25 protein-coding genes and 1 tRNA gene are annotated in these 23,269 nt (G+C 41.3%); 11 read left to right on the top strand and 15 right to left on the bottom strand.

The window, feature by feature from the left end; genetic code table 11:
* Nucleotides 1-3: 3 nt before the first annotated feature.
* Nucleotides 4-495, top strand: a complete 492-nt coding sequence (locus DUL71_RS09140; protein ID WP_112566837.1) for a YajQ family cyclic di-GMP-binding protein — start codon at nt 4-6, stop codon at nt 493-495.
* 81 nt (nt 496-576) lie between these two features.
* Here DUL71_RS09140 and bioB read toward each other — a convergent pair whose 3' ends face one another.
* The 5 genes from bioB to ribD form a co-directional block, all read right to left on the bottom strand.
* Nucleotides 577-1,584 (bottom strand): biotin synthase BioB, encoded by a 1,008-nt coding sequence (gene bioB, locus DUL71_RS09135; RefSeq protein WP_114937815.1) that lies wholly within the window; start codon nt 1,582-1,584, stop codon nt 577-579.
* Nucleotides 1,585-1,735: 151 nt separating this feature from the next.
* Nucleotides 1,736-3,091: a magnesium transporter gene (gene mgtE / locus DUL71_RS09130; protein WP_114937814.1), complete on the bottom strand. Its 1,356-nt coding sequence runs from the start codon at nt 3,089-3,091 to the stop codon at nt 1,736-1,738.
* Nucleotides 3,092-3,183: 92 nt separating this feature from the next.
* Nucleotides 3,184-3,798: an IMPACT family protein gene (locus tag DUL71_RS09125; protein WP_114937813.1), complete on the bottom strand. Its 615-nt coding sequence runs from the start codon at nt 3,796-3,798 to the stop codon at nt 3,184-3,186.
* A gap of 9 nt (nt 3,799-3,807) precedes the next feature.
* Nucleotides 3,808-4,686 (bottom strand): DMT family transporter, encoded by an 879-nt coding sequence (locus DUL71_RS09120; protein WP_114937812.1) that lies wholly within the window; start codon nt 4,684-4,686, stop codon nt 3,808-3,810.
* Nucleotides 4,687-5,742 carry a bifunctional diaminohydroxyphosphoribosylaminopyrimidine deaminase/5-amino-6-(5-phosphoribosylamino)uracil reductase RibD gene (ribD, locus tag DUL71_RS09115; protein WP_114937811.1) on the bottom strand — a complete coding sequence of 352 codons (1,056 nt, stop codon included), beginning with the start codon at nt 5,740-5,742 and terminating at the stop codon, nt 4,687-4,689.
* Between the two features lie 33 nt (nt 5,743-5,775).
* Here ribD and prmC point away from each other — a divergent pair, with 33 nt between their 5' ends.
* Nucleotides 5,776-6,639: a peptide chain release factor N(5)-glutamine methyltransferase gene (gene prmC, locus DUL71_RS09110; protein WP_114937810.1), complete on the top strand. Its 864-nt coding sequence runs from the start codon at nt 5,776-5,778 to the stop codon at nt 6,637-6,639.
* A 3-nt stretch (nt 6,640-6,642) separates the two neighbouring features.
* Here the strand turns inward: prmC and DUL71_RS09105 are convergent, their stop codons facing one another.
* The 3 genes from DUL71_RS09105 to DUL71_RS09095 form a co-directional block, all read right to left on the bottom strand.
* Nucleotides 6,643-7,752, bottom strand: coding sequence for a hypothetical protein (locus DUL71_RS09105; RefSeq protein WP_114937809.1), 1,110 nt, complete (start codon nt 7,750-7,752; stop codon nt 6,643-6,645).
* Entirely contained in the window at nt 7,752-8,387 is a 636-nt protein-coding gene (locus tag DUL71_RS09100; protein WP_114937808.1) for an ABC transporter ATP-binding protein, read from the bottom strand. The genes DUL71_RS09105 and DUL71_RS09100 overlap by 1 nt, the downstream gene beginning before the upstream one ends.
* Nucleotides 8,388-8,501: 114 nt before the next feature.
* Nucleotides 8,502-9,491: a D-alanine--D-alanine ligase gene (locus DUL71_RS09095; protein ID WP_167443291.1), complete on the bottom strand. Its 990-nt coding sequence runs from the start codon at nt 9,489-9,491 to the stop codon at nt 8,502-8,504.
* Nucleotides 9,492-9,747: 256 nt separating this feature from the next.
* On the opposite strand from DUL71_RS09095, the gene DUL71_RS09090 reads away from it, so the two are divergent.
* From DUL71_RS09090 to DUL71_RS09055, 8 genes are all read left to right on the top strand, one after another.
* On the top strand, nt 9,748-10,542 hold the full coding sequence (locus DUL71_RS09090) for a PASTA domain-containing protein (protein ID WP_114937807.1): 795 nt from the start codon (nt 9,748-9,750) through the stop codon (nt 10,540-10,542).
* On the top strand, nt 10,520-10,828 hold the full coding sequence (locus DUL71_RS09085) for a rhodanese-like domain-containing protein (protein WP_114937806.1): 309 nt from the start codon (nt 10,520-10,522) through the stop codon (nt 10,826-10,828). The genes DUL71_RS09090 and DUL71_RS09085 overlap by 23 nt, the downstream gene beginning before the upstream one ends.
* Nucleotides 10,829-10,884: 56 nt before the next feature.
* On the top strand, nt 10,885-11,910 hold the full coding sequence (gene mltG / locus DUL71_RS09080; protein WP_244228727.1) for an endolytic transglycosylase MltG: 1,026 nt from the start codon (nt 10,885-10,887) through the stop codon (nt 11,908-11,910).
* Nucleotides 11,910-12,317: an acyl-CoA thioesterase gene (locus DUL71_RS09075; RefSeq protein WP_114937804.1), complete on the top strand. Its 408-nt coding sequence runs from the start codon at nt 11,910-11,912 to the stop codon at nt 12,315-12,317. Before mltG ends, DUL71_RS09075 begins: the two co-directional genes overlap by 1 nt.
* Before the next feature lie 10 nt (nt 12,318-12,327).
* Entirely contained in the window at nt 12,328-13,308 is a 981-nt protein-coding gene (locus DUL71_RS09070) for a YihY/virulence factor BrkB family protein (protein ID WP_112566793.1), read from the top strand.
* Nucleotides 13,309-13,406: 98 nt separating this feature from the next.
* A tRNA-Ser gene (locus DUL71_RS09065) sits at nt 13,407-13,496 on the top strand.
* Nucleotides 13,497-13,741: 245 nt separating this feature from the next.
* A complete protein-coding gene (locus DUL71_RS09060) occupies nt 13,742-14,953 on the top strand; it encodes a site-specific integrase (RefSeq protein WP_114937803.1) in 1,212 nt (403 codons plus the stop codon).
* Nucleotides 14,954-15,028: 75 nt separating this feature from the next.
* The gene (locus DUL71_RS09055) at nt 15,029-15,562 is read left to right on the top strand and encodes an ORF6N domain-containing protein (RefSeq protein WP_114937802.1); all 534 of its coding nucleotides are present in this window, start codon (nt 15,029-15,031) and stop codon (nt 15,560-15,562) included.
* A 486-nt stretch (nt 15,563-16,048) separates the two neighbouring features.
* Here the strand turns inward: DUL71_RS09055 and DUL71_RS09050 are convergent, their stop codons facing one another.
* The 4 genes from DUL71_RS09050 to DUL71_RS09035 all read right to left on the bottom strand — a co-directional run bounded on the left by DUL71_RS09050 (nt 16,049) and on the right by DUL71_RS09035 (nt 19,872).
* A complete protein-coding gene (locus DUL71_RS09050; protein WP_114937801.1) occupies nt 16,049-16,618 on the bottom strand; it encodes a hypothetical protein in 570 nt (189 codons plus the stop codon).
* Nucleotides 16,619-16,848: 230 nt separating this feature from the next.
* Nucleotides 16,849-17,751 carry a HEPN domain-containing protein gene (locus DUL71_RS09045; protein ID WP_114937800.1) on the bottom strand — a complete coding sequence of 301 codons (903 nt, stop codon included), beginning with the start codon at nt 17,749-17,751 and terminating at the stop codon, nt 16,849-16,851.
* A gap of 27 nt (nt 17,752-17,778) precedes the next feature.
* Nucleotides 17,779-18,360 carry a hypothetical protein gene (locus tag DUL71_RS09040; protein ID WP_114937799.1) on the bottom strand — a complete coding sequence of 194 codons (582 nt, stop codon included), beginning with the start codon at nt 18,358-18,360 and terminating at the stop codon, nt 17,779-17,781.
* 15 nt (nt 18,361-18,375) lie between these two features.
* Nucleotides 18,376-19,872, bottom strand: coding sequence for a hypothetical protein (locus DUL71_RS09035; protein WP_114937798.1), 1,497 nt, complete (start codon nt 19,870-19,872; stop codon nt 18,376-18,378).
* A gap of 158 nt (nt 19,873-20,030) precedes the next feature.
* Between DUL71_RS09035 and DUL71_RS09030 the strand changes: the two genes are divergently transcribed.
* Nucleotides 20,031-20,447 carry a helix-turn-helix transcriptional regulator gene (locus tag DUL71_RS09030; RefSeq protein ID WP_114937797.1) on the top strand — a complete coding sequence of 139 codons (417 nt, stop codon included), beginning with the start codon at nt 20,031-20,033 and terminating at the stop codon, nt 20,445-20,447.
* Nucleotides 20,448-20,539: 92 nt separating this feature from the next.
* Here DUL71_RS09030 and DUL71_RS09025 read toward each other — a convergent pair whose 3' ends face one another.
* The 3 genes from DUL71_RS09025 to DUL71_RS09015 form a co-directional block, all read right to left on the bottom strand.
* Nucleotides 20,540-20,737 (bottom strand): hypothetical protein, encoded by a 198-nt coding sequence (locus tag DUL71_RS09025; protein ID WP_114937796.1) that lies wholly within the window; start codon nt 20,735-20,737, stop codon nt 20,540-20,542.
* 127 nt (nt 20,738-20,864) lie between these two features.
* Nucleotides 20,865-22,145, bottom strand: coding sequence for an MgtC/SapB family protein (locus DUL71_RS09020; protein WP_114937795.1), 1,281 nt, complete (start codon nt 22,143-22,145; stop codon nt 20,865-20,867).
* Between the two features lie 29 nt (nt 22,146-22,174).
* Nucleotides 22,175-23,251: an efflux RND transporter periplasmic adaptor subunit gene (locus DUL71_RS09015; protein ID WP_114937794.1), complete on the bottom strand. Its 1,077-nt coding sequence runs from the start codon at nt 23,249-23,251 to the stop codon at nt 22,175-22,177.
* Nucleotides 23,252-23,269 lie beyond the last annotated feature (18 nt).

The following is a 23,269-nucleotide window of genomic DNA, read 5'->3' as shown; positions in this document are numbered from 1 at the left end:
CGTATGCCTACATTTGATATAGTTAGCAAAATAGACGGACAAACGCTTGATAACGCGATAAATACCGCCAAAAAAGAAATCCTTAATCGTTATGATTTTAACGATTCAAAAAGTACTATCGATTTAGATAAAAAGACCAACGAAGTAACTATTGTTACCGAAAACGATATGCGACTTAAAGCTATACAGGACAGCATTATAAGTCGTATGGTTAAACAACACCTTGACCCTAAAGCCCTGGATTTTGGCAAAGAACAATACGCATCAGGCAACATGATCCGTAAGGAAATCAAAATTAAAGAAGGTATTGATAAGGAAGCCGCGAAAAAGATTGTAAAAAAGATAAAAGACAGTGGCCTTAAAGTACAGGCTTCTATCATGGACGACCAGGTTCGCGTGCAAGGCAAAAAAATTGATGACCTGCAAGCAGTTATCAGCCTTTGCCGCGCAGATGATTTCGGTCAGCCTTTGCAATACATCAATATGCGCGATTAATCAGCTGGATAATTAATATATTATTTAAAAAGAAAAAGCCAGGTGTTTACCCGGCTTTTTCTTTTTAATCTTAAAGTAGCTTTAGCCTGCAACTTCAATCTCTTCTTTTTTAACTTCGTTCGGGCGGCCGTTTTTAAATGCTTTACGAGGCGATAGACCAAGCAATTCAAACATAGCCATATCGGTGTCAAATGACGGATTGGGTGTGGTAAGCAATTTTTCGCCTGCAAAAATAGAATTGGCGCCTGCCATAAAGCAAAATGCCTGCTCAACAGTGCTCATTTCGGTACGGCCTGCCGACAAACGTACTACAGTTTTAGGCATGATAATACGTGTAGTAGCAACCATACGTACCATATCCCAAACAGAAACACGAGGCTGATCGGCCAGCGGGGTTCCTGCTACAGGTACCAAGGCATTAATAGGCACTGATTCCGGGTGTTTAGGCAGATTTGATAAGGTTTTTAGCATAGACACACGGTCTTCTACAGTTTCACCTAAACCTATGATACCGCCGCTGCATACTGTGATCTTCGCTTTGCGCACGTGTTCAAGCGTCTTAAGGCGCTCGTCGTATGTACGGGTGGTAATGATACGTTTATAATCTTCTTCAGAGGTATCAAGGTTATGGTTGTAGGCGTATAAACCAGCATCGGCTAAACGTTGTGCCTGACCTTCGGTAAGCATACCCAGGGTACAGCAAACTTCCATGTCCAGTTCATTAACCGCTTTTACCATGTCGATAACTTTATCAAAATCGCGGTTATCACGTACTTCGCGCCATGCGGCACCCATACATAAGCGTGAAGCACCACCGGCTTTTGCCTTTTCGGCTGCGGCAATTACTTCATCTTTAGGCATCATGGCATGTACGTTTACACCTGTGTTGTAACGTGCCGCCTGCGGGCAATAAGCACAATCCTCAGAGCAACCGCCTGTTTTGATAGAGATTAACGAGCTGATCTGCACTTCTGCATAATCCTTATTTTCACGGTGGATTGTGGCTGCCTTGTATACAAGATCCAGCAACGGCGTGTGATATATTTCAGCTATTTCTTCTTTAGTCCAGTTATGTCTAACTTCTGTCATCAGTTTCAGATTAAATTCGTCCCAACAATGTTATTAAGTTATTGTAAACACGCAAATATTCAAAGATTATTTATAAATATAGCATTCTTGATAACTCCCGAAAAGAAACTAACTATATAACAAGGCTTTAAATATTTAACGTTACCCGGCTTTAATTCTTTAGCAGCAGTTTGGTGGCAAGATACAGGGGAAGTAAGAAGCCAATACAATCTGTAAAAGTGGTGATAATAATAGACGATGCCACGGCAGGGTCTATCCCTACCCTTTTTAATATCAGTGGAATAGAAGCTCCTGTTAAACCTGCTATAATCAGGTTGCCGGTCATCGCCAGGAATAACACCAGGCCAAGCATAGGGTTTGCATCGTAAAAGAAAGCCACAATAAAAACAATTACCCCGTTTGCGGCTCCGTTTATCATGCCAACTAAAAACTCTTTTAATACTGTATTATAAGCCTGTTTGTCCGAAAGGTCACTTAACGAAATACGCCTAACGGTTACCGCCAGGGCCTGTGTAGCAGCATTACCACCCATACCTGCAATAATGGTCATATAAGCCGAGATAATAGAAAGTTTGGCAACCGTATCATCAAATGTCCGGATAATGGATGCGGCCAGGAATGCTGTACCGAGATTGATCACCAACCATGGCAGACGGCTTTTTACCGCTTCTACCCAGTTACCACTCAATTCTTCGTCTTCAGATACACCGGAGATTTTCAAAATGTCTTCGGTGTTCTCTTCCTCCATTACGTCGATGATATCATCTACCGTAACACGACCAAGTAGTTTCATATGGTCGTCAACTACCGGGATACTGGTAAGGTTATACTGCTTGATAAGGCGGGCCACTTCCTCCTGGTCAAGCTCTGCTTTTACGTAAACGAAGTCGGTAGTGACGAGGTCGCTGATGCGGGCATCAGCGCGGGCTTTGATGACGGTTTTGATGGAGAGGATCCCTTTCAGGATATCATTATTGTCGACCACGCAGATGGTATAAAACTCCTCCATCTCTTCAGATTGACGGATGATCTCATCAAGCGCATCCTTCTTATCCATGTTGATGTTCACCTTGATGATTTCGGAGTTCATCAAACCACCCGCGGTATCCTCGGCGTAGGTCATCAACGCACGGATGCTGCTGGCATCTTCATGATCAAGATCCTCTAAGATCTCCTGCTGGTCTTCTTCATCAAGCTGGGAAATGATGTCGGTGGCATCATCATAGTCAAGCTCTTCAACTATCTCAGTACGTTTCTCAGGGTCAAGGTTTACCAATAGCTCGGCAGGCCCGTGCTCCTCATCCATTTCGGATAAAACTTCCGAAGCAATGTCGGCCGGAAGGATATTGATGATCCTTTCTTTTTCTTCCTGCTGAAGTTTTTCAAATAGTATAGCAATCTCCGAGGCGTGATATTCCTTCAGAACATTCTCTAACTCAGCATCATCGGCTTCGAGCGCTGTTTTAATGCGGAGCAGGTCGGTTTTATCTAAGTCAAAAGATTGCATACCCGACTAAATTAAAACAAATACACCACAATTAAGGAATTAAATCGGTACAAAAACAGTGCCCGAAGTGGTAAGGTACAAGGGCTCAACTGTTAGATACTATGATCGTACTTGACCTTTGATCCGCTTACCTTGCTTATTTTAAAAAGGGCTTGTTCAACCTGTGTTTTACGGATAGAAAGCTGAATGCTGCAGTCATTATCAAAAGCCTGGCTAAGTACTATAAGGTTTTCTTCTTTGATTATCCGCATCACATCGTTCATTTGCAGGTAATCAAAAGATATGTTGTACACGTCATTTACCGTTTTTGAAATAATTACGGCCTGATTTAGTGCCTCTTCGGTAGCCACTTTGTAAGCATTAATTAAACCAGGAACGCCTAATAAAGTACCTCCAAAGTAACGGACAACTACAACCAGGATATTAGTAAGATCTTTTGACAGCAATGTGTTTAAAATTGGCCGGCCCGCTGTACCCGACGGCTCTCCGTCATCATTAACCCTGAATACAGAGCGATCGATAGTTAGACGCATTGCCCAGCAATGGTGATTGGCTTTTGGATGTTCTGATTTTAATTGGGCAACAATGGCCTTGATATCGTTATCAGAATTGATGGGATAAGCATAGGCCAGGAATTTGCTACCCCGGTCGCGAAAAATACCTTCGGCAGGATTTTCTATAGTTTTATAAGTATCGTCAAAAAGCATTCAAAAATATTACAGGTGCAGAAAACCCAAGGTCTGCGGGAAATAAATAATAACAATGGCCAGAACAGCCACAATAATACCAATCTTGTTAAGCAGGCTCAACTTCTCTTTAAATACAAAAATCCCAACCAAGGTACCTACGAAAATAACGCCGATGTTCACCGACGAAAATACTGCCGACGGACTATTGGCCAAAGCCTCGTGTGCTTTTAAATAAAACAGGATATTGCCAAAGTTAGCTATCCCCAAAATCCAGCCAATAATAATTTGAGGCAGTGAGAACTTCGTTTTCTTAATGGATACCCGGTAAAGCAGTCCTATAAAGGTTAACACAAAAGCTATAATGAAGATCACAAATATGGCCGTAGTGAAAGGTACGTTGCTAACCTTGGTAAGTTGTTTTAGTAATACGTCAATAACGCCAAAGCCCAGGAATACAATTAGCAGGTAAATCCATGAACCTTTTTCAACTTTGTTACCGGCCGATTTTTGCCAGGGAACAGAGCAGATAATAGCAATAAACGCCAGTACAATACCGATAGCTTTTACAGTGCCTGTGGCCTCGCCAAATAAAACAAATGCTGCCAGGATAGGAATGAACAGTGAGAGGCGCTGAGCCACGTCTGTACGTACTATACCGGCTTTGCGCACCGATGTAGCCATGATAACAAATATCGACGGGAACAAGATGCCCAGAGCAAGATAGTTATAAATGGGGCCGTTTTGAATAATACTTAATTGAGGCTTAAAAAAGAACCAGGTAAGCAAAATAGCCATTGAATAATTCCAGGTGATGGCCTGGTAAACATCTACATGGTAACGTTTTGCCAGTTTTAGCAAAATAGAAACGATAACACTACAGCAAATACTTAAAAAAACGAACAGCATTTATATAACTGGCTTATTGTATAACAATTGCAGGTGATCGGCACCTACAGGATATTCGTCCGCAAGTATACCGGTTATTTGTGGGGCTTTTATACCTTTTCCTAAAACTTTATCGCCGGTAAATGCCCTGGCTTCATCCCACAAACCGGCTTCAATAAATGACTCAAGCGTACGGGCGCCGCCTTCAATAATAACGGATTGAATATCCTGAAGGTATAACTGGTACAAAATGTATTGAGGCACAAAGCGTTCAAAATCTTCAAGCGCTATGTACCTGTTTTTACCGTCCATGTCAAACTTTACCTCGTTAAATATCAGCGTTTCGGCAGATTGATCAAATATATTCAACCCTTTATTTAATTCCAGCCTGCGGTCAATTACCACCCGCTTAGGTGACCGGCCATCCCAATAACGCACATTTAACTGCGGATTATCACTCAATACGGTGTTTTTGCCAACCAGAATAGCGTCTTCTTCGCTGCGCCATTTGTGAACCAGTTTTTTTGACTCAGGGCCGGTGATCCAAAACTGGCTACCGTTGGCAGGAGCAAAAAATCCGTCCTGTGTTTGCGCCCATTTTAATATAATATAAGGTCTGTGTTTTTGTACTTTGGTAAAAAAGCGGCGATTAAGCCATTGGCATTCCTGTTCCAATACACCGCTTATTACTTCGATGTCTGCTGTCTGTAGCTTTTCAATGCCTTTACCGTCAACCTGGGCAAAAGGGTCGCGACAGCCCACTACTACTTTAGGGATTTGATGCTTAATGATCAAATCGGCACAAGGTGGGGTTTTGCCATAGTGCGCGCATGGCTCTAACGAAACATATATAGTAGAATTTTTGAGCAGTTCGGCATGGTTGTCAAACTTTTGGGTAACCTGTGCAATAGCGTTAACCTCGGCATGGGCCTGACCGTATTTTTGGTGATAGCCCTCTCCTATTATTTGGCCATCGTGAACCACTACCGCGCCAACCATAGGGTTCGGACTAACATAGCCCGCCCCTAATTCGGCAAGCTCCAAACAGCGACGCATATATTTTTCATGTTCAAGCATGCTGCAAAAGTAGCTTTTATGTTACTTTGTTGCATGATTACGATTAAGGATGTTTTTGAAGTTTACAGGCAGCAGATAAACAGCGTTTACGATATTAATGAAACAGAAGCCCTTACGCTGTTGGTTATTGCCGAAGTTACCGGCTTGTCAAGGGCATCCATCAAAGCTTTTCCTGAAAGGGAACTGACTGCAGAACAGGCCGATCAAATCAAAAATATCCTTACAGAACTAAAAACGGGAAAGCCGGTTCAATACATTTTGGGTATCACCGAGTTTTATGGCTTACCTTTTAAAGTAAACTCTTTCGTGTTAATCCCCCGCCCGGAAACGGAGGAACTGGTGGAATGGATAATTTCAGGTGAAAGATTAAAGGCTAAAGGTGAAAGGTTTTCTATTTTGGATATAGGTACAGGTAGTGGCTGTATTGCTATCAGCCTGAGAAAAAATTTGGCTGATGCACTTGTATCTGCGATAGATATATCTGAAGGAGCCTTACAAACGGCTAAAGGAAATGCATCGCTAAATGAGGTTGACGTTAATTTTATTCATGCCGATATTTTGAATGTCAAACCTGATAACGTGTTTTCGAAATTTAATATCATCGTAAGTAACCCCCCTTACGTTACGCTTGAGGATAAAAAGCAGATGCATACTAATGTTACGGATTTTGAGCCGCATACCGCATTGTTTGTCCCCGAGCATGACCCGCTGCTATTTTACCGGGCTATCGCCGATTTTGCTTTGAATAATTTAATGGCCGAGGGTTTGCTATATTTTGAGATCAATGAAAACCTGGGTAACGAAACAGTAGCTTTATTAGCTGATAAAGGATTTAAAAATATCGAATTAAGAAAGGATATGAGTGGCAGGGACAGGATGGTAAAAGCTGAACTTTAAGAGTTAAAGCTTATCGCTTGCCACTCCCTCAAACCTATAATAGTTATGATAAAATAACCAATAAGCTATTGCGATATTTAGCGGTACAAGTATCCATAGCAGCTTAAACATGATAACCCAGAACAGTACAATAAATAACCCGAGGATCCATTGCAGGTATTTATCCATATTTAGCCCGAACCAATAAAGCAGGCAATGGAAAAGCATTACAATGCTTAAAGCTAAAAGCAATAGCTCAATGGCCATCAATGGGTTAAATCTGCTAAAGAGCCAGATGCTTTCGGGGAGTAGCAGAATGAAATAAACGCCGATAAAGTTCAGAAATCGTTTTCTCCTGCTGTAAGGCAAATTACGGGAGAAGCTAAGTGCGTTTTCCTCAAACTTTCTTTCCTCAAATATTAAAACGATATGCGCGGTTATAACAGCGAGTATGGCTATACCGGCAACCCGTACATCAGTTTTTACATCAGCAAATACATAAAACACCCCGGTAATGATAAGCCATGAAAGCCCTTTGGTGATCAGATAAGGAACCTTGCGTTTATCAAACAGGTGATAAATGTACAGGCTGAAATAAGGTTTGCGCCATTTGCTGCTTAGCTTCAATAATATTGATTGATTATTGCCATCAATCAGTCTATTGATTTGTTTTACATAAATAATCGCGCTCAAATAGCTAAGCGCCAAAAGATAAAGGAAAATGCAAAAAGGCAACACATAATAATGGTTGGCAAAACCAACACCAATTGTTATGAATGCATAAACTATTATTGGTGATAGTATCGCCGCCTGTGCCCAAAACCAACTTTTTAATTGCTGTTGCCTGCTTAACGAGTTGCTGCTGTAAAACAAGAAGTGTTGCTCGGCGGCAAAGATCTGCCCGTATACATAATGCCAGCTTTTGATGGCGTAGATAAGCCAGATCACAAATACAATTGCCATTACTGCCGAGCTGCTATCCATGGCCAGCATCAATGCTTTGTGATAACCTATCAGGTATTGAGGCGGCACCACACCAACCATTGCCAGAAAAACAAACAGCAAAATCCCCGCGTGTACCCTGAAAAAGCCACCGGCAAATATTTTTAACAATATATTGGTTAGCGATTTCATTAACTGATAAATTTTAGAGTTTGATCCTCAACTAAAAGTTCGCCGGATACCGGTAGTGAACCGCCTTCCAGTATTTGATGCGAGGATAGTAGAAAGCTGGTTCCCTCCTGTTCATGTTTTTCCCGTATCCAGTTGTTTAGTATGCCTAATGAAGCTGTATCAATGGTAATCAAAGGTTCATCAAGCAGAATTAGCTTCGGCTTGCCCAAAAATGCGAGCAACAATGACAGCTTTTTCATCATGCCGCTGCTGTAGGTACCTACAGGTCGGTCGACAAAGCCTTGCATACCCATACTTTTAATATAGTGATCCTGCTGGCCTGTCGGTGCATCTTTAGCATCAGCAAACAGGGCTATCATTTCTGTGCCGGTTAAAAAATCAGGAAACACCGGTTCAGCTTCGGCGAAATTCACCAGTTTACGGTAAGGTACCGGCTGTTTTTTAATGCTGATATGGTCAGCAAGCAAAATATCACCATCAAATGCCAGTATGCCTGCAATTGATTTCAGCAAGGTGCTTTTACCGGATCCGTTGACTCCTTTTATCCAATAAATACCGGCTTCAAGCCTGAGGTCGTCAACATTTAAGGCGGGATAATTGCCGTATGATTTTTTAAAGTTTTGAAATTGCAGCATCGTCGGTTTTGATAACAAAATGAATATGTTGTTACATAAAAAAAGACGCATCAAAAGCGTCTCCTTTAATATGAATTTTAAATAAATCCGAAATCGAAATTTCCAATTCCAAAATTACAACGCTGCTCCTTCAATCAAGGCGCTATAAAACTCGCCAACATCCATGCCGGCAGCCCTCACTTGTTGCGGGATCAAGCTGGCAGCCGATTGGCCAGGTGTTGTGTTAATCTCGATGAAATAAAAATCGTTACTGCCTTCCAGCAAAATAAAATCAATCCTTGCCATGCCGCGGCAGTTAAGCCTTGTGTATACCTCGGTAACTATACCTGCAATTTCCTGAACCTTTTCAGGAGCCAGATCTGCAGGGGTTATCTCCTGCGTTACGCCTGAGGTATATTTTGCCTCGTAATCAAAAAAATCTTTTGAAGTAATGATCTCGGTAGCAGGCAATACTTTGATTTTGCCGTGCAAACGGGCAATGCCAATACTAAACTCCCTGCCTTTTATAAATTCTTCAACCAGTACCTGTGCATCTTCCTGAAATGCCCTGTTCAATGCCTCTGGTAAGCCTGCAATGTTTTGTACTTTGCTCATACCCACACTGCTGCCTCCATTGTTTGGCTTAACAAATAGCGGAAATTTCAAATTGGCGGCAATAGTGGCAACATCGTGTACATCGCGCTCAAATAAACGCATGGAATGCGCGGTGTGTAAGCCATGAATGCCATTTACAATTGCTTTTGTATAGGCTTTGTTCATGGTAATGGCCGATGTTGTGGCATCGCAGGTATTGTATGGAATGCCAAGCATATCGAAATAACCTTGCAGTTTGCCATCCTCGCCTGGGGTACCATGAATGGTGATGAAAGCGAAATCGAATTTTATCTTTTCCTGGTTAAGGGTAATGGTGAAATCATTTTTATCTACGTCCACCGTAGTATCATCGGCTTCAAAAAACCACCTATCGCGGGTAACTAATATGGTATAAACTTTATAATTACTATTTGACGCCAGGTTAGCGGCAATGTTTTTTGCACTGTTAAGGGATACTTCATATTCGCCGGTAAAACCTCCGGCCAAAAGGGCTATATTTTTTATACTCATACTATTTTGGATTTCGAATGTTCGATTTCGGATTTATCATCGGCAGTCCGTTAAGGGCGACCTGTTTTCGATGCCGAATTTAGAATAAATATCATTGCAAGTAACACCAAAGTTCAAATTTTGAGTTCTAAATTTCTAAAATATTGAAATTTTTAATTCCGAAATCGAACATCCGAAATCCGACATCCTGATACCCATGTCCAAAATAATTCCTATGTTTGATACTTAATTAAAAGGTTTATCCTTACATATACTGATGAGCAAATTTGGGGCTTACTTAAAATCAAAATCATTCCGAAATAACTTATTAATGGCTATCGTCACGATGATAGCTATTGTTTTAATAGCATTTTTCAGTCTTGGTTATTATACCCGTCACGGTTCAGGCATACCTGTACCTAAGCTTAAAGGCCTTACCATTGATAAGGCTATGGACATTTTAAAAGAACAGGGATTTGGCTATAAAATAGATTCTGTTTATGTACAGGATGTTGCCCCCGGAACTATTGTTGAGCAGGATCCCGATCCCGGAACCAACGTTAAAGAGAACCGGGTAATATATCTTACTATGGTTACCTTACAGGCACCAAATGTAGCCCTCCCCGATCTTGAACAAAGCAATTACCGCGAAGCTATTGCCACGATATCAAATTATGGCTTAAAAGTTGGCGACACAACTTACCGTTCGGATATTGCGCGCGACAGGATCCTTGAGGTGCGTTTTGGTGGCCAGGTTATAAAGCCAGGCACAAAGATTCCTAAAGGTTCGCGGATAGATCTTGTTTTGGGAGATGGCGAAGGCGCAAGCGAAGTTGAAATCCCGGAGCTGGTAAACCTCGACCTTGATGCTGCCCGTTTTGCAATTAAAGGTGCCGGGTTAACCGTAGGTATTATTACCTATCAGGGTACTATTACCGACTCGACCAACGTAGTAGTTGTTTCACAATACCCAATGAAAACCGATTCGTTAAGCAAAACAAGTATTGGTACACGTATAAACCTTACTGTTTCACAAGGTACAAAAACAGATGCAGCCCCACCGGCAAATTAAAGCAACAGAACTGCTTGAGCGCTTAAACAAAGGTGAAAGCCTTAACCTGATTGATGTGCGCGAGGTTATTGAATATCTCACTTATAATATAGGAGGTAGCAATATTCCTTTGTCAAAACTGGAAAGCGCACTTAACAGTTTAAGCTACAACAAAACCGATGAGATAATCGTTATCTGCAAAGTTGGTTTAAGGAGCGAAACAGCACAAACCATATTGGAACAGCATGGCTACAGCAACGTGCGCAATTTAAGCGGCGGCTTAATAGCTGTTCAAAAACTAAAATAAATACAAAAAATACACTATCTATCAATATCATGACCGCGAAAAAACAAGGATCAGGCATGCTCAAAAAATTTATCATAGCACTGGTAGTCGTTATCGTAGTGCTTTTGGGTTTTACAGGTTTCAATTATTACCTTAAGTACTTTGGCCCTAACGTTACCGGCAAACAAGAGTATTTATGTATTCACACGGGCGCGACTTTCGACGATGTTTTTAAAACTATCAAGGATGAGGGTATTGTTAAAGACACGGCATCGTTTGCTTGGGCAGCCCGTAACATGAATTATACTACCCGTGTAAAGCCGGGTAAATACCGTCTGCATGAAGGTTTAGGTAACCGTAAACTTATCAATATGCTGGCATCGGGTACCCAGGAGCCCGTTAAGGTTGAGTTTCATGGCTTGAGGCTTAAGGAGCAATTTGCCGGTTTTATTTCCAAAAAGATTGAACCCGATTCAATGGCAATTATCCGTCTGCTTGATTCGGCAAGTTTTGTAAGTAAATATGGCTTTACTACTGATAACGTGTATACCGTGATCATGCCCGATTCATACCAGATGTACTGGAACACAAGTCCGGAGAAATTCTTTAAACGGATGTATGACCATTACCAGGCATTTTGGACACCTGAACGTAAACAACAAGCTGCCGCTATAAATCTTACTCCGCAAGAAGTATCTATCCTGGCGTCAATAGTTGATGCAGAAGCGCTGCATGATGATGAAATGCCTGCTGTAGCGGGTTTATATCTTAACCGTTTAAAAAAAGGCATGACGCTGGACGCTGATCCTACAGTGATCTTCGCGATGAATGATTTTACTATAAAACGTGTACTCACGCGTTACCTTTCATACAATTCGCCATACAATACTTATCTGCATAAAGGTTTACCTCCGGGGCCTATCATGATGCCATCAGTTAATGCTGTAAAGGCAGTGCTCAACTATCAAAAGAACGATTACATTTATATGTGTGCCAAAGCTGATTTTTCGGGTTACCATGCCTTTGCTACCAATGTGGCCGACCATTTGGTTAACGCGCATAAATTTCAACAAGCCCTTAACGAACGTAACATCCTCCGGTAATGTTTGAGCACACCACCAAAATACGGGTGCGCTATGGCGAAACCGATCAGATGGGTTATATGTACTACGGCAATTATGCCGAGTTTTATGAAGTTGGCCGTGTAGAAATGCTCCGGAGTCTTGGGCTTACCTACAAGGGTATGGAAGAGTCGGGCATTATGATGCCGGTGCTTGAACTGAACTGTAAGTATCTGAAACCTGCTTTGTACGACGAAGAGATCAGCATCAGGGTAATTATGGATAAATTGCCGGGCATTCGTATTCATTTCAGGTATGAGCTTTCAAACCCGAAAGGTGAGCTCATTAATACCGGTGAAACACTGCTGGTATTCATCAATATGAAAACCAATCGCCCGTGTTTACCGCCGCAAGATTTTACTGATAGATTAATACCCTTTTTTAAGTAAATTTGGGTAAATGAAATGGCTGCACCGTTTTTTACTCCGGTTTAGGTTCTACAGGTACATCATCGAGTGGACAAAATCTGTCATCATCCCCGGTTTCAGGCCGTTGCCGCTTTATACTGTTATTGATTTCTTTGTTAAGGAAATCACCAACAATTCGCTCATTAACCGGGCTTACGCGTTGGCTTATAGTTTTATGCTGGCCATTTTTCCAGCCACCATCTTTTTGTTTACGCTTATCCCCTATGTACCCATTAAGCATTTCAGGGGTAACCTGATGATGGTGTTGGCTTCTGTAATGCCTACAAACGCTTATATGGCCTTCAGGGAAACCCTTTTTGATATTGTGAGCAATCAGAATGGAAAATTGCTTTCATTCGGTTTTCTGTCGACCCTGTATTTTGCGACCAACGGAGTTATCAACTTGATGAAAGCGTTTAATAAGTCGTCATTAATTGAAGATAAGCGGACGTGGCTCCGACGTCGTTTAGTAGCCACCGGTATTACAGTTGCCATTAGCTTTGCATTACTGCTGGCCATTTCTATCCTGATATTAGGCCAATCTATTATCAAGTTCATCCAATCTCACGTAGCCTCCGAAAATCACTTCTGGGTGTACCCTGTAATGCTGTTTAGATGGGTGATTATTGTGGTGATTATTTTTGTTACTATAGGTTGCTTGTATCGTTATGCGCCTGCACATAAAAAGAAGTGGAACTTCGTAAACCCGGGTTCTATATTGGCTACGGCACTGGCGGTTTTAACTTCCCTCGGCTTCTCGTACTACATCAATAACTTCTCGTCGTATAATAAAGTTTACGGATCTATCGGGACGCTCATCGTAGTGATGATCTGGATGTATATAAACTCATTAATTTTGATCATCGGGTTCGAATTAAACGCGTCGGTAGAGCTTTCCAAGCGTACAATCCGTATCGTAAAACCTCGTTTTAATACTTTTCGGACGAAAAAAGTTACTCAAATAAAAAATTAACTTTCTGTTAATCAGTATTTTATATAGATTATTTAATTAAATTAAAAAAAGTGCAAATCAAATTTGGCAATTCGGTTCAGATTTGTACTTTTGTCGCCGGAGAGTTGGCAGAGTGGTCGATTGCGGCAGTCTTGAAAACTGTTGAACTGTGAAAGGTTCCTGGGGTTCGAATCCCTAACTCTCCGCCAAGTATTATTCAATTAGGATCAAAAGCGCTGTAAATAAATCATTTACGGCGTTTTCTGTTTTTAGCCCACACCAAAATAAACCAATAGATCGCTTTGTTCCGGTGACCTGCGGGTGACCTTTTTAAAGGTATAATCGCTGGTCACCAGAATGCTTATAAGTCACTGTTATTGAGCCTGTTTAGTATTTAAACATCTTGATTTCAGGAGGATATGTAACTAATTTTATTCACTTAAAAGCTTCAGCGATGAACAAATCTTTTAACCTCCTCTTTTACGTAAAGAGATCAAAAACAAATGCCGAAGGCCTCGCCCCTGTTTACCTGCGTATCACTATCGATGGCGTTCGTATCGAAATCTCCTCTAAACGCTATGTCAATGCCGACAAATGGAGTACAAACGGCCAAAAGTTAACCGGGAACAATGAGGATACAAAAAGTATCAATGCTTACCTGAAAACATTGTCACACCAAGTGTACGATGCCCACCGGGATATGATAGAGCGTAAGTTGCTGATCACCGCTCCCAACTTAAAAGACAGACTTCTCGGCGGAAAACCATCACCCGGAAAAATGCTGGTGCCAATATTCCAGGAACATAACCGTCAGGTTGCTGCGCTTATTGGCAAAGAATATGCAAAGGGGACGCTTGATCGGTACGAAACAAGTTTGAAACATACGCAGGCCTTCCTGAAATGGAAGTTTAACTCCAGCGATATTGATATCCGGGCAATTGACCACGAGTTTATTATGGCTTACGACTTTTATTTGCGTTCGGAAAGGAGTTGCAACAATAACTCAACCGTTAAGTACCTAAAAAACTTCAAGAAGATCATTCTGATCTGTATTGCCAACGGATGGCTTGATAGAGATCCATTTGCCAAATACAAGCCGAAAGTTAAAGAGGTTAAACGCGACTTCTTAAACGCTGAGGAACTGGAGGTGATGGCAAAAAAGAAGCTTGTTAGTGATAGAGTATCACAAGTAAGGGATATTTTTCTTTTCAGTTGCTACACAGGCTTGGCATATGCGGACGTAAAGAAATTAAAACGTTCAGAAATCGTAACCGGAATCGACGGCCAGAAATGGGTTTATACCAGTCGTCAGAAAACAGATACTTCGTCCCGAATTCCTTTACTTCCCCAAGCAATGGAATTAATGGCAAAATATGAGGACCACCCTCAATGTGTGAATGATGGTTTATTGCTTCCTGTATTGAGCAATCAGAAGATGAATAGCTATTTGAAGGAAATAGCTGATGCCTGTAGCATCAATAAAGAACTGACTTACCACATAGCCCGCCATACTTTTGCAACTACAGTAACGCTTGCAAATGGCGTTTCTATCGAAAGTGTATCTAAGATGCTAGGCCATACGAACATCAAAACAACCCAACACTACGCGAAAATCCTTGATATGAAAGTCGCCCAGGATATGTCTAAGCTAAGGCAGATTTATTAAAAGACAAGCTATTCAATAACCATAGAGCCAATTATGGCTCTATGGTTAATTATCACATTTATAACCGACACATACATGAGCAATATAAAATCAGTAGCTGATGATATCATCATGACTAAAATCTATTATATAAGGGATCAGAAAGTAATGCTGGATAGCGACCTCGCAGAACTTTATGGCGTAGAAACAAGACGTCTGAACGAACAAGTAACCAGAAACATGGACAGGTTCCCGGATGATTTTATGTTTAGATTGAATGAATCCGAATTTGAAAGTTTGATATCGCAAATTGCGACATCAAAACGTGGAGGGCGACGAAAACTCCCCTATGTTTTTACCGAGCATGGCGTATTGATGCTTTCAAGCGTATTGAACAGCAAACAGGCCATCCAGGTTAACATTCAGGTTATGAGGATATTCAACCGGATAAGAAATATGTATCTTGATAATACAGAGCTTCGGTTGGAAATTGAACAAATTAAAAGCAAGTTGATCAGGCAGGATAAAAGCCTTGAGTTGGTATTTGGATATCTGGATGAATTAATCGAGAAAAAGTCACAACAATTAGCGAGAAAACGGATTGGATACATGCCGGACAGTGACAATTAATATAAAAATAATAAACCCAAAACGCTCGCCGCCGGGACTTTTTCCTAAACCTTATCATAAAGAGACCTTGTAAAGTCTCAGATATTCAGATATGCGATTTATTCATTAATTAAATATAATTTAATCAACAGGTAAAAGCTAAGCTGCCAGATTCTGCGAATTAACCAAGCCGTTTGTCGAGGTTTCAACTGTATTTCTGATAACCTAATCATATTAAACTGTTAGAGTTTCAGGCGTTCATTAACAATTCTCCGTTTATGGTTAAGGTCATTTTAACCGAAAATCCATATTCCAATGGGTGAGCAAGATCACAAATCAGTGACCTTGCAACACTTCCATCGAGCTACCAGTCCTCAGTTTAATTTTCTTATCTTATTACACTACCTTTGGTTTGCGGCCGTCTAGGCCGAGTGGCGAGACGGCCTGAGAAACTGAACCGCCTGCCGACACTGCCTTCATTTTTTTTCAAAACGATATTCGGGAAATTTACTTTAGTCTTTGTTTAAGAAGCCACCCAGCATCAATTAAGCGCTTTATACAATCATGGAAAACGATAACCTCACTTGGCGGTAGTACATCGTGGTCGGTTTGCGTAGATAAGGCAGCATGTAACCAGGCGTGTAGATTATCTCGGTAAGTTTGAGGTGGAAATTCTTTGAAACAATTTTCTAATACCGTATATGGATCAATGATTTCGTCATCGGTAAGAGTGATTGGATAATAATCCCATGCTCGCCGTTCTACCTCCAATTCATCTTTTGCAATTCTTCCTGGGAAACGATTAAGATCATTGTGCTTTAGTAGTAATAGATAAGCGGCTTCCATAAACCTCAAATTTTGGTCATAAGCTAAAAGTAATGGTTCGGGGCCAAGATTTGGGTCGTTATAAAAATCTTCTTTAATTACGAAATACTGCCAGCGATCTATTTTATTGAACCTCTTTTTGGGTGGTCCTGCCTCAAAATATTCCCTTATTGTTATTAGCGGATCGAGCAATTCGCTAATCGTTAGATTCTTTGGAAAATGCTCCCATGGGGCTGTTTCTCTACGATACATCTTTTTATATTTTAAATCCGTGTCATTATCCCAGAAGTGAAATCTACAGCGAAGCTGACAGGGCCGGGAAATAATTCACGGCCTCTGCCGATACTTTCGCTGCGTCCTTAGCGGTACCCTGTGCGGTTTCTTTATAATCAATCGTCAATCCCTATTAAATTTCATTGCTGACTTCATTAGCCGATGCCAGTTCCTGTTTTATGAAGTTCGATGGACACTCCTTAGAGCAATCACAGCGAAGCAGGCAGGGCCGGGGAATAATCCACGACCTCTGCCGATGCCTCAACTGTGGTCCTAGCAGTACCCGGTGCGGTTTCTTTTTTTGCCAGTTCTTCTATTAGATCAAGAAAGGCTTGCACTTGTGTGCATAATAAATCAGCTTCATGGTCAACTACCTGATAGTTATCTTTATATCGGGCATCCGAGTAGCTTGCGGCAAGTACCTTAAATAGATGCTTTTCTTTTGCAAAATGTCGCCGGAAAAGTGCCGATGGCTCTGTCGAAAAGCAATTGCAGAAATCCAGCAGCCGGCTGATATTATGGATGTCAGACCGATATCCTGTAAGCAGTCTTATCAATGCGCGGCAACCCTGCTCAACGGCCTGATGAAGTAAAAAGATAACATTGTTGTCAAAGTCATTTTCAAGGCAATTCCATGCACTCTCCAAAAAGCCCAATGCAAGGTTGTAGATCCTTTTAAAAGCTTCGCAATCTTTCAAAATGGCTTCTTCGGCTTTTCCTTCGTCGAAATCAGGAATCATCGTAAAGCCGTCGGATGTATAAATCAATGCTCCGTTTAAACAGGCATTCAAAAAGAAAGTGTCGTATTTGTAAACGAGGTTCATCACCGTTTCAAGGCCATGTGCGATCACAAATGTACCTGGGAATAACTTGCTGATGAAGTCCTGCATTGCATGCTCGACACGGGTAACCTCAGTAGTCATTACCAGTAAATAGTAATTTTTTACTGAAACAACTTTTGAACGATTAAAGACATTAGTTTCCCCGCTTGATTTATTTATCGCAGCAAAGCAAATGATCTTCTCAATTTGATACTGATTGGTTAACGCTGTCGCTATTTCCTGCAGTTCTTTGATTTGCGAATCGGAAAGTTTAATCGGGTCGTTTTTCATGTTGAAAATTCATTTAATATACTTTGCTCATTTGTAAACTGGCGTCTCAGTTTCACGTTGACGAATTATCCAGGCTACAGAAATGAGTTTTTTGATTTTTTTAAATAAAGAAATAACTTCCTTTGCAGTCATTGAATTGACAGGGTTGGGGCCAAGTGCAAAATCTATACATTCCATCAAATAGTCCCGGAATTGTTGGGGTTTAATTTTTTTGAAAATGCGCTTTGTAAGCAAGTACGGATTCAGTATTTCTTCTTCTGAAAGGTTCTCAGGCATCCAATACCAATTGCTTCGTTCGTCAGCTAATTGCTCTTCACTTACTGCCTCACTTGGATCATCACGATTTAATAAATGCAGGACGTATAGTGCATCGAGTAGTTTTAAAGTAGAATGATATTTGCTTAATAGCTTTCCGGCGCCAAATTTTTCGTGGGTATAGTGTCTATCTGAAATCACAAATGATCGCCAAGTTTTCAGATCTTCGAAATGCCCTTCGGGCCAGTCAAAGTCGAAAAACTCTTTCAAAATGGATAGTGGGTATTGTATTTCTTGAAAACTAAGGCTTTTAGGAAAATTATCCCATGGGACATGTTTACCGCTATACATCATTATACACGTCAAAATTTAAGAATTAATAAGATCAGCTGTATCCGTTTGGATATTGCCGATGCTCATCAGGTTTCGAACGATCATTCGTTGATTAACAAGCTCAATTTTTAACTTTAATACTTCCGGAAGTGTTATGTCAGGTACGATATCAATAATATCAGGTTGCGCACTCATTAGGTGAGTGTATAAATCACTCTCTAATGTGGCAAGACGGCAAAAACGCTCTTCAATATCATTGGTAAATAGCTGTGTTAACCAGGATAATTTCTCAATTTCAGCCATATTAGTTTTGTAACCAGTCATAAAGAACAGCAATCCTTGCAGTGTGGCAATCATAGATTGGGCGATCAACGAAATCGATTCAAATGGCTTTTGAGCATCGATCTGAAAATCTATGAGATCGTAACACATGCTGGCTTCTCTTAGCTTTTGCTGAAGGTATCCTCCCTCGGAATTTGCACTCGCATATGGAACTAACGTCGGCAGCTCATTCAAAACCACACCCACGGCCTGGTAAACGATAATACCTTTCGCTATTACATATCTGAGGAAGGCCGATTTTTCGTCACCTTGTTTCTGTAAAACGTTTATGCTTTCAATTACGGTTATTATTGTGATCAGATTTTCGACTCCATTTTCAATTATCTTGTTAAGCTTCCGGTCGATAGTGGTTTTAGCATCGTCAACTATTAGATATAGCATAAATGTTTCCGCGTTTTTAACCCTGCCGATATGAATAATAGCCTTAACCGAGGGAACTATTTTAAGTATCGCATTAGTAACCTCCTTCAGTGCAAGTTTTTCTGCAGGTGTTTGGACGACCCTAAGGATTGGTTGATTCGATTTTTTAATTACCGTTTCCATAATGTCTTCAGATCCATTATTTCCTAAGTGATTTTTTCTTAATAGTGGTTTATCGTGTTCGCGTTGCCTGATTATCCAGGCGGCAGAGTAGAGCTTTTTAAGGTGCTCAAACACTGTGATAATCTCCCCGGGTGTCACAGATTCATCAATTGCCTGAACCGACAATGCAGCGACGAGCCACTCGCTGAGATGATCCCTGAACTCCTGTGGCTCTATTTCTTTGAAAGCAGCTTTAATTATTATGTAAGGGTTATATAATTCTTGTTCTGATAAACCAGACGGAAACCAAACCCATTTCTCCTTTTCGGTGTCTAATTGCTCCGCGGTTACCGACTTTTTAAGATAAGACGTACTTTCATGCTCCAGCATTAGTAAGTGCAAAGCCTCTATAAGCCTGACATTTAATTCGTAATCGTGATAAATAACTCCTGGCCCGAACCTTTGATGATTATAAAATCCGTCATTTACGACATGATCACGCCAATGCTTTAATATTCCTTCATGGCCTTCAACATCATGCGCATCAAAGAAATATTTTACAGGTAGCATGGGATTCTTTACCTCTGATAAACGCAGAAATTTTGGAGCGTGATCCCAGGGAGCATAAACACCGCAATACATAAGCTTCAATTTGATGCCGTTCTCCATTGACCGGCAAGACAAAATTGATGAACCATAATATGCTAAACCATCTTTAAAAGGTTTATCTTAAACGCGGGAAGCGATATTTTAGCTGTTGTTATTTCTATTTTAGCGTGACCGCACCTATATATTATTTTTCTTATTTTTGACTAAAACAACATCCAATGAGCACTACCAGCGAAAAACCAACCCAGATCCACCACGGCCGTAACATCAAACGTTTCAGAGAAATGCTGGGCATTAAACAAGAAGCGTTGGCTTTAGAGTTAGGAGATGACTGGAGCCAAAGACGAGTTTCGTTGTTAGAAGGCAAAGACACCATAGAAGATGATATTCTTGCGCAAGTAGCCGCCATACTTAAAGTGCCGGTTGAAGCCTTTAAAAGTTTCACAGAAGAAGCTGCCATAAATATTATCTCTAGTACACTGCACGATAATGCGGGTTCTATAAATAATAATTGTACATTAACATTCAATCCTATTGACAAATGGCTTGAAGTAATTGAAGAAAACAAAAAACTTTACGAGCGTCTTTTGCAAAGCGAGCGAGAAAAGGTAGAGATACTAAAGAATAAAAGCTAAACTTATAAACAATGATTCCGTTTCTTAATCAGAGAACGGAATCTTTGTTATATCATGATATCCAGAAATTTGATATCTCGTAATACGTTCTTTTAGTGCTTTCCTAAAGCTCGCCATTCAAGATCCGCAATGCGGATGCCTATCTCCTTGCTGAGATCTTTTAGCTCTTTTTTCAAAGCCCTTTCATGATCAGGCTCGTCCCAGGCTATCATGACCTCACCTACGGCATTACCGGTAGATGTTTGAAAAACTTCGTAAAGGATGAAATGCCCGGTGATCTTCGTTCTCATTGTACTTATCAATATTGACACCTATTTACTTAAGAGACTATAGAGCTTAGTAGTTCATTTTGACTGTTTTGAATTGGCGAAGGTATAATTTCATCTGGTATTTTTAAAACATCGACCGGCTGCTGAATCATCGCTTCAATAACATATCAGAAATCAGGAAAATACGATCCAGCACCACAACCGCAATACCAATGATGATTACCGCCATAATCTCTAAAGTTAGCTTACGCAGTACTTTTTTATCTTTAATGGTTTTCCACACAATCGGCAGGTTAACAACTGCACTGGCTAAAGATGAAACTATGGTCACACTTCCTGCCAATGATGCCGTGATTTTGCCATGCATAGCCATGGTTGCCGCCGCGGCTGTGGTACTCGCGCTGCTTGCCAGGCCACCGAAAAGGCCGGTTACCAATAAACCGTAGCTGCCAAAGAAACGGGTCAATAATGTACCTCCCACCTGTATCAGTATGAACAGCAAGCCAAAACCCGATACTTTGCTTACTGAAATCGGAGAATCAAGTTGTAATGTACCTGTCGGTTCAGCAAGTTTGCCTTTGGTAACCTTATCTCTGAAGATGAACAAAGCCGCTACGAGCGACATCGCTGCCAATGGCATTAACGTAGCGGTTATCGATGCAGGCGAAAATATGGTAGCGATAAGCAGGTTCCTACCAAACATCGCGATTGTGGTCAGCAAACACAGCGTGGTCATTTTTGAGGTCATGCCTGACGATTCCGCCCTGCTACTTACTTCTGCTACTGTGGCGCTGCTATTTACCAATCCACCGAAAATGGCACCGAGGTACAAGCCCCCGGTGCTGAATATTCTTAATAAACCATAGTTAATAAAGCCTATTCCTGCGATGGCAATAATACTTACCCAAGCATCCGACGGATTAAACAACGACCATGGATCGATGTATCTGTCGGGCATGATCGGGTAAATCACAAAGCCTATCAACCCAAGCAATATAGCACTGCGGATCTCTGATAACTGTAGGCCGCCAGCAAAGCGATTAAGTTCAGTTTTAAGCGCCAGCAGCATGGTCATTACAATGGCACCTGCTACAGGCGTGAATATATGGCCTAGTCCAACAAGCACACCCAAAATGTAGTTTACGATAAGTGCTGCCGATGTGGTGATCTCAAGGGTCTTATTGGTCATCAAACCACGGGTATTGGTAGCGATGATCAGCAAAAACACACCGATCATCGAGGCGATGATCATGCTGTCACCAATAATAGATGAAAGCATCCCTAGCAGGCAAATGATCCCGAACGTACGGATACCCGCCTCCTTGTGTGACCATTTGCGCTCCATGCCTATAAGCATACCAATGCAGATAGCCACCGCCATTTTCAGAGCTATTGGCCCCGCAGGTGTATGCAAAAATTCATGATCCATAATGCTATACAATTTAAGGCGGATAACGGTTATTTAACCGCTATCCCTTCTTCAATTTCGTCTGTGGCTGAAGCTATTACTTTTTCCCCTTTGTTCAAATTACCAACTACCTGTATGTTGTTTTTGTTTTCGATACCTGTAGCTACATCAACCCTTATAGTTTTTCCGTCGCGTACAGCTATCACAAATTTCCGCTCAGTTGATGTGACAACGGCCGATTTCGGAACCGTCAAAGCATTAGAATTACCTTTAGCCTTAAAGTTAACCTCGGCATACATACCCGGAGATAATTCAGCTTTCTTATTCGGAACATCCAATTCGACACGTTCTGTACGGTATTGAATGTTCACGCTACCGGCTTTGCGGCTTACAGTAGCTGCCATCTTTTTTCCCGGCATGGCTGACAGGTAAAAGGTTACCGAGTCCCTGCTTTTCAACGCTGAAGCCAGGGCTTCGGGCACATCAACCTGTAAGCGCAGGTGATCTACTTCTTTAAGTTCCAGCATGGGTTCGTCTTTAGCTTCGGCACTCACCAACGCTCCCGGATGGGTGTTACGTTCAGTAATGATCCCGCTGAAAGGTGCAGTAACATGCAGATAGCTGTTCATGGCCTGCTGCATTTGCCAGCTTGCCTTTTCGGCATTGCACAGGGCACTATCAGCCTCCATTTTTGATTTGGCGGTAGCCAGATCCATTGGCGAAATAGCCCCGGCAGTGCGTGAGGCCGTTTTTAAACGAAAGTAATTCTCCTTATCAAGGTTATAATCAGCCTTTGCGCGGGCATATTTTTCCTTAGCCTGCAATAAGGCTTGCTGTATCTCGGGCGCGTCAACCTCCATCAGCAACTGGTTTTTATTCACTTTTGTGCCGATATCAACCGCTACATTCTTAACATAGCCATTAACCTTTGGAAAAATGCTCACTTCCTGGTAAGCTGAAAGTTGCGCAGGCAGCTTTACAGTTTGCTCCATACTGGTTTGGCTTACTTTAGCCAGGGCATAATGAGGAATAGAAACCTCTGTTTTCTTTTCCGATGCTTTATTTTCTGTGCAGCCCCATAGCATAGCTATCGGGGCGCTTAATAATAGGATTTGCTTAATATTCATAATTTAAATTTTGAGAGA

Origin of the sequence: Mucilaginibacter endophyticus, assembly GCF_003351025.1 — a bacterium.
In the GTDB taxonomy this organism is placed as follows: domain Bacteria; phylum Bacteroidota; class Bacteroidia; order Sphingobacteriales; family Sphingobacteriaceae; genus Mucilaginibacter; species Mucilaginibacter endophyticus.
This window is presented reverse-complemented; position numbering and strand designations above follow the sequence as displayed.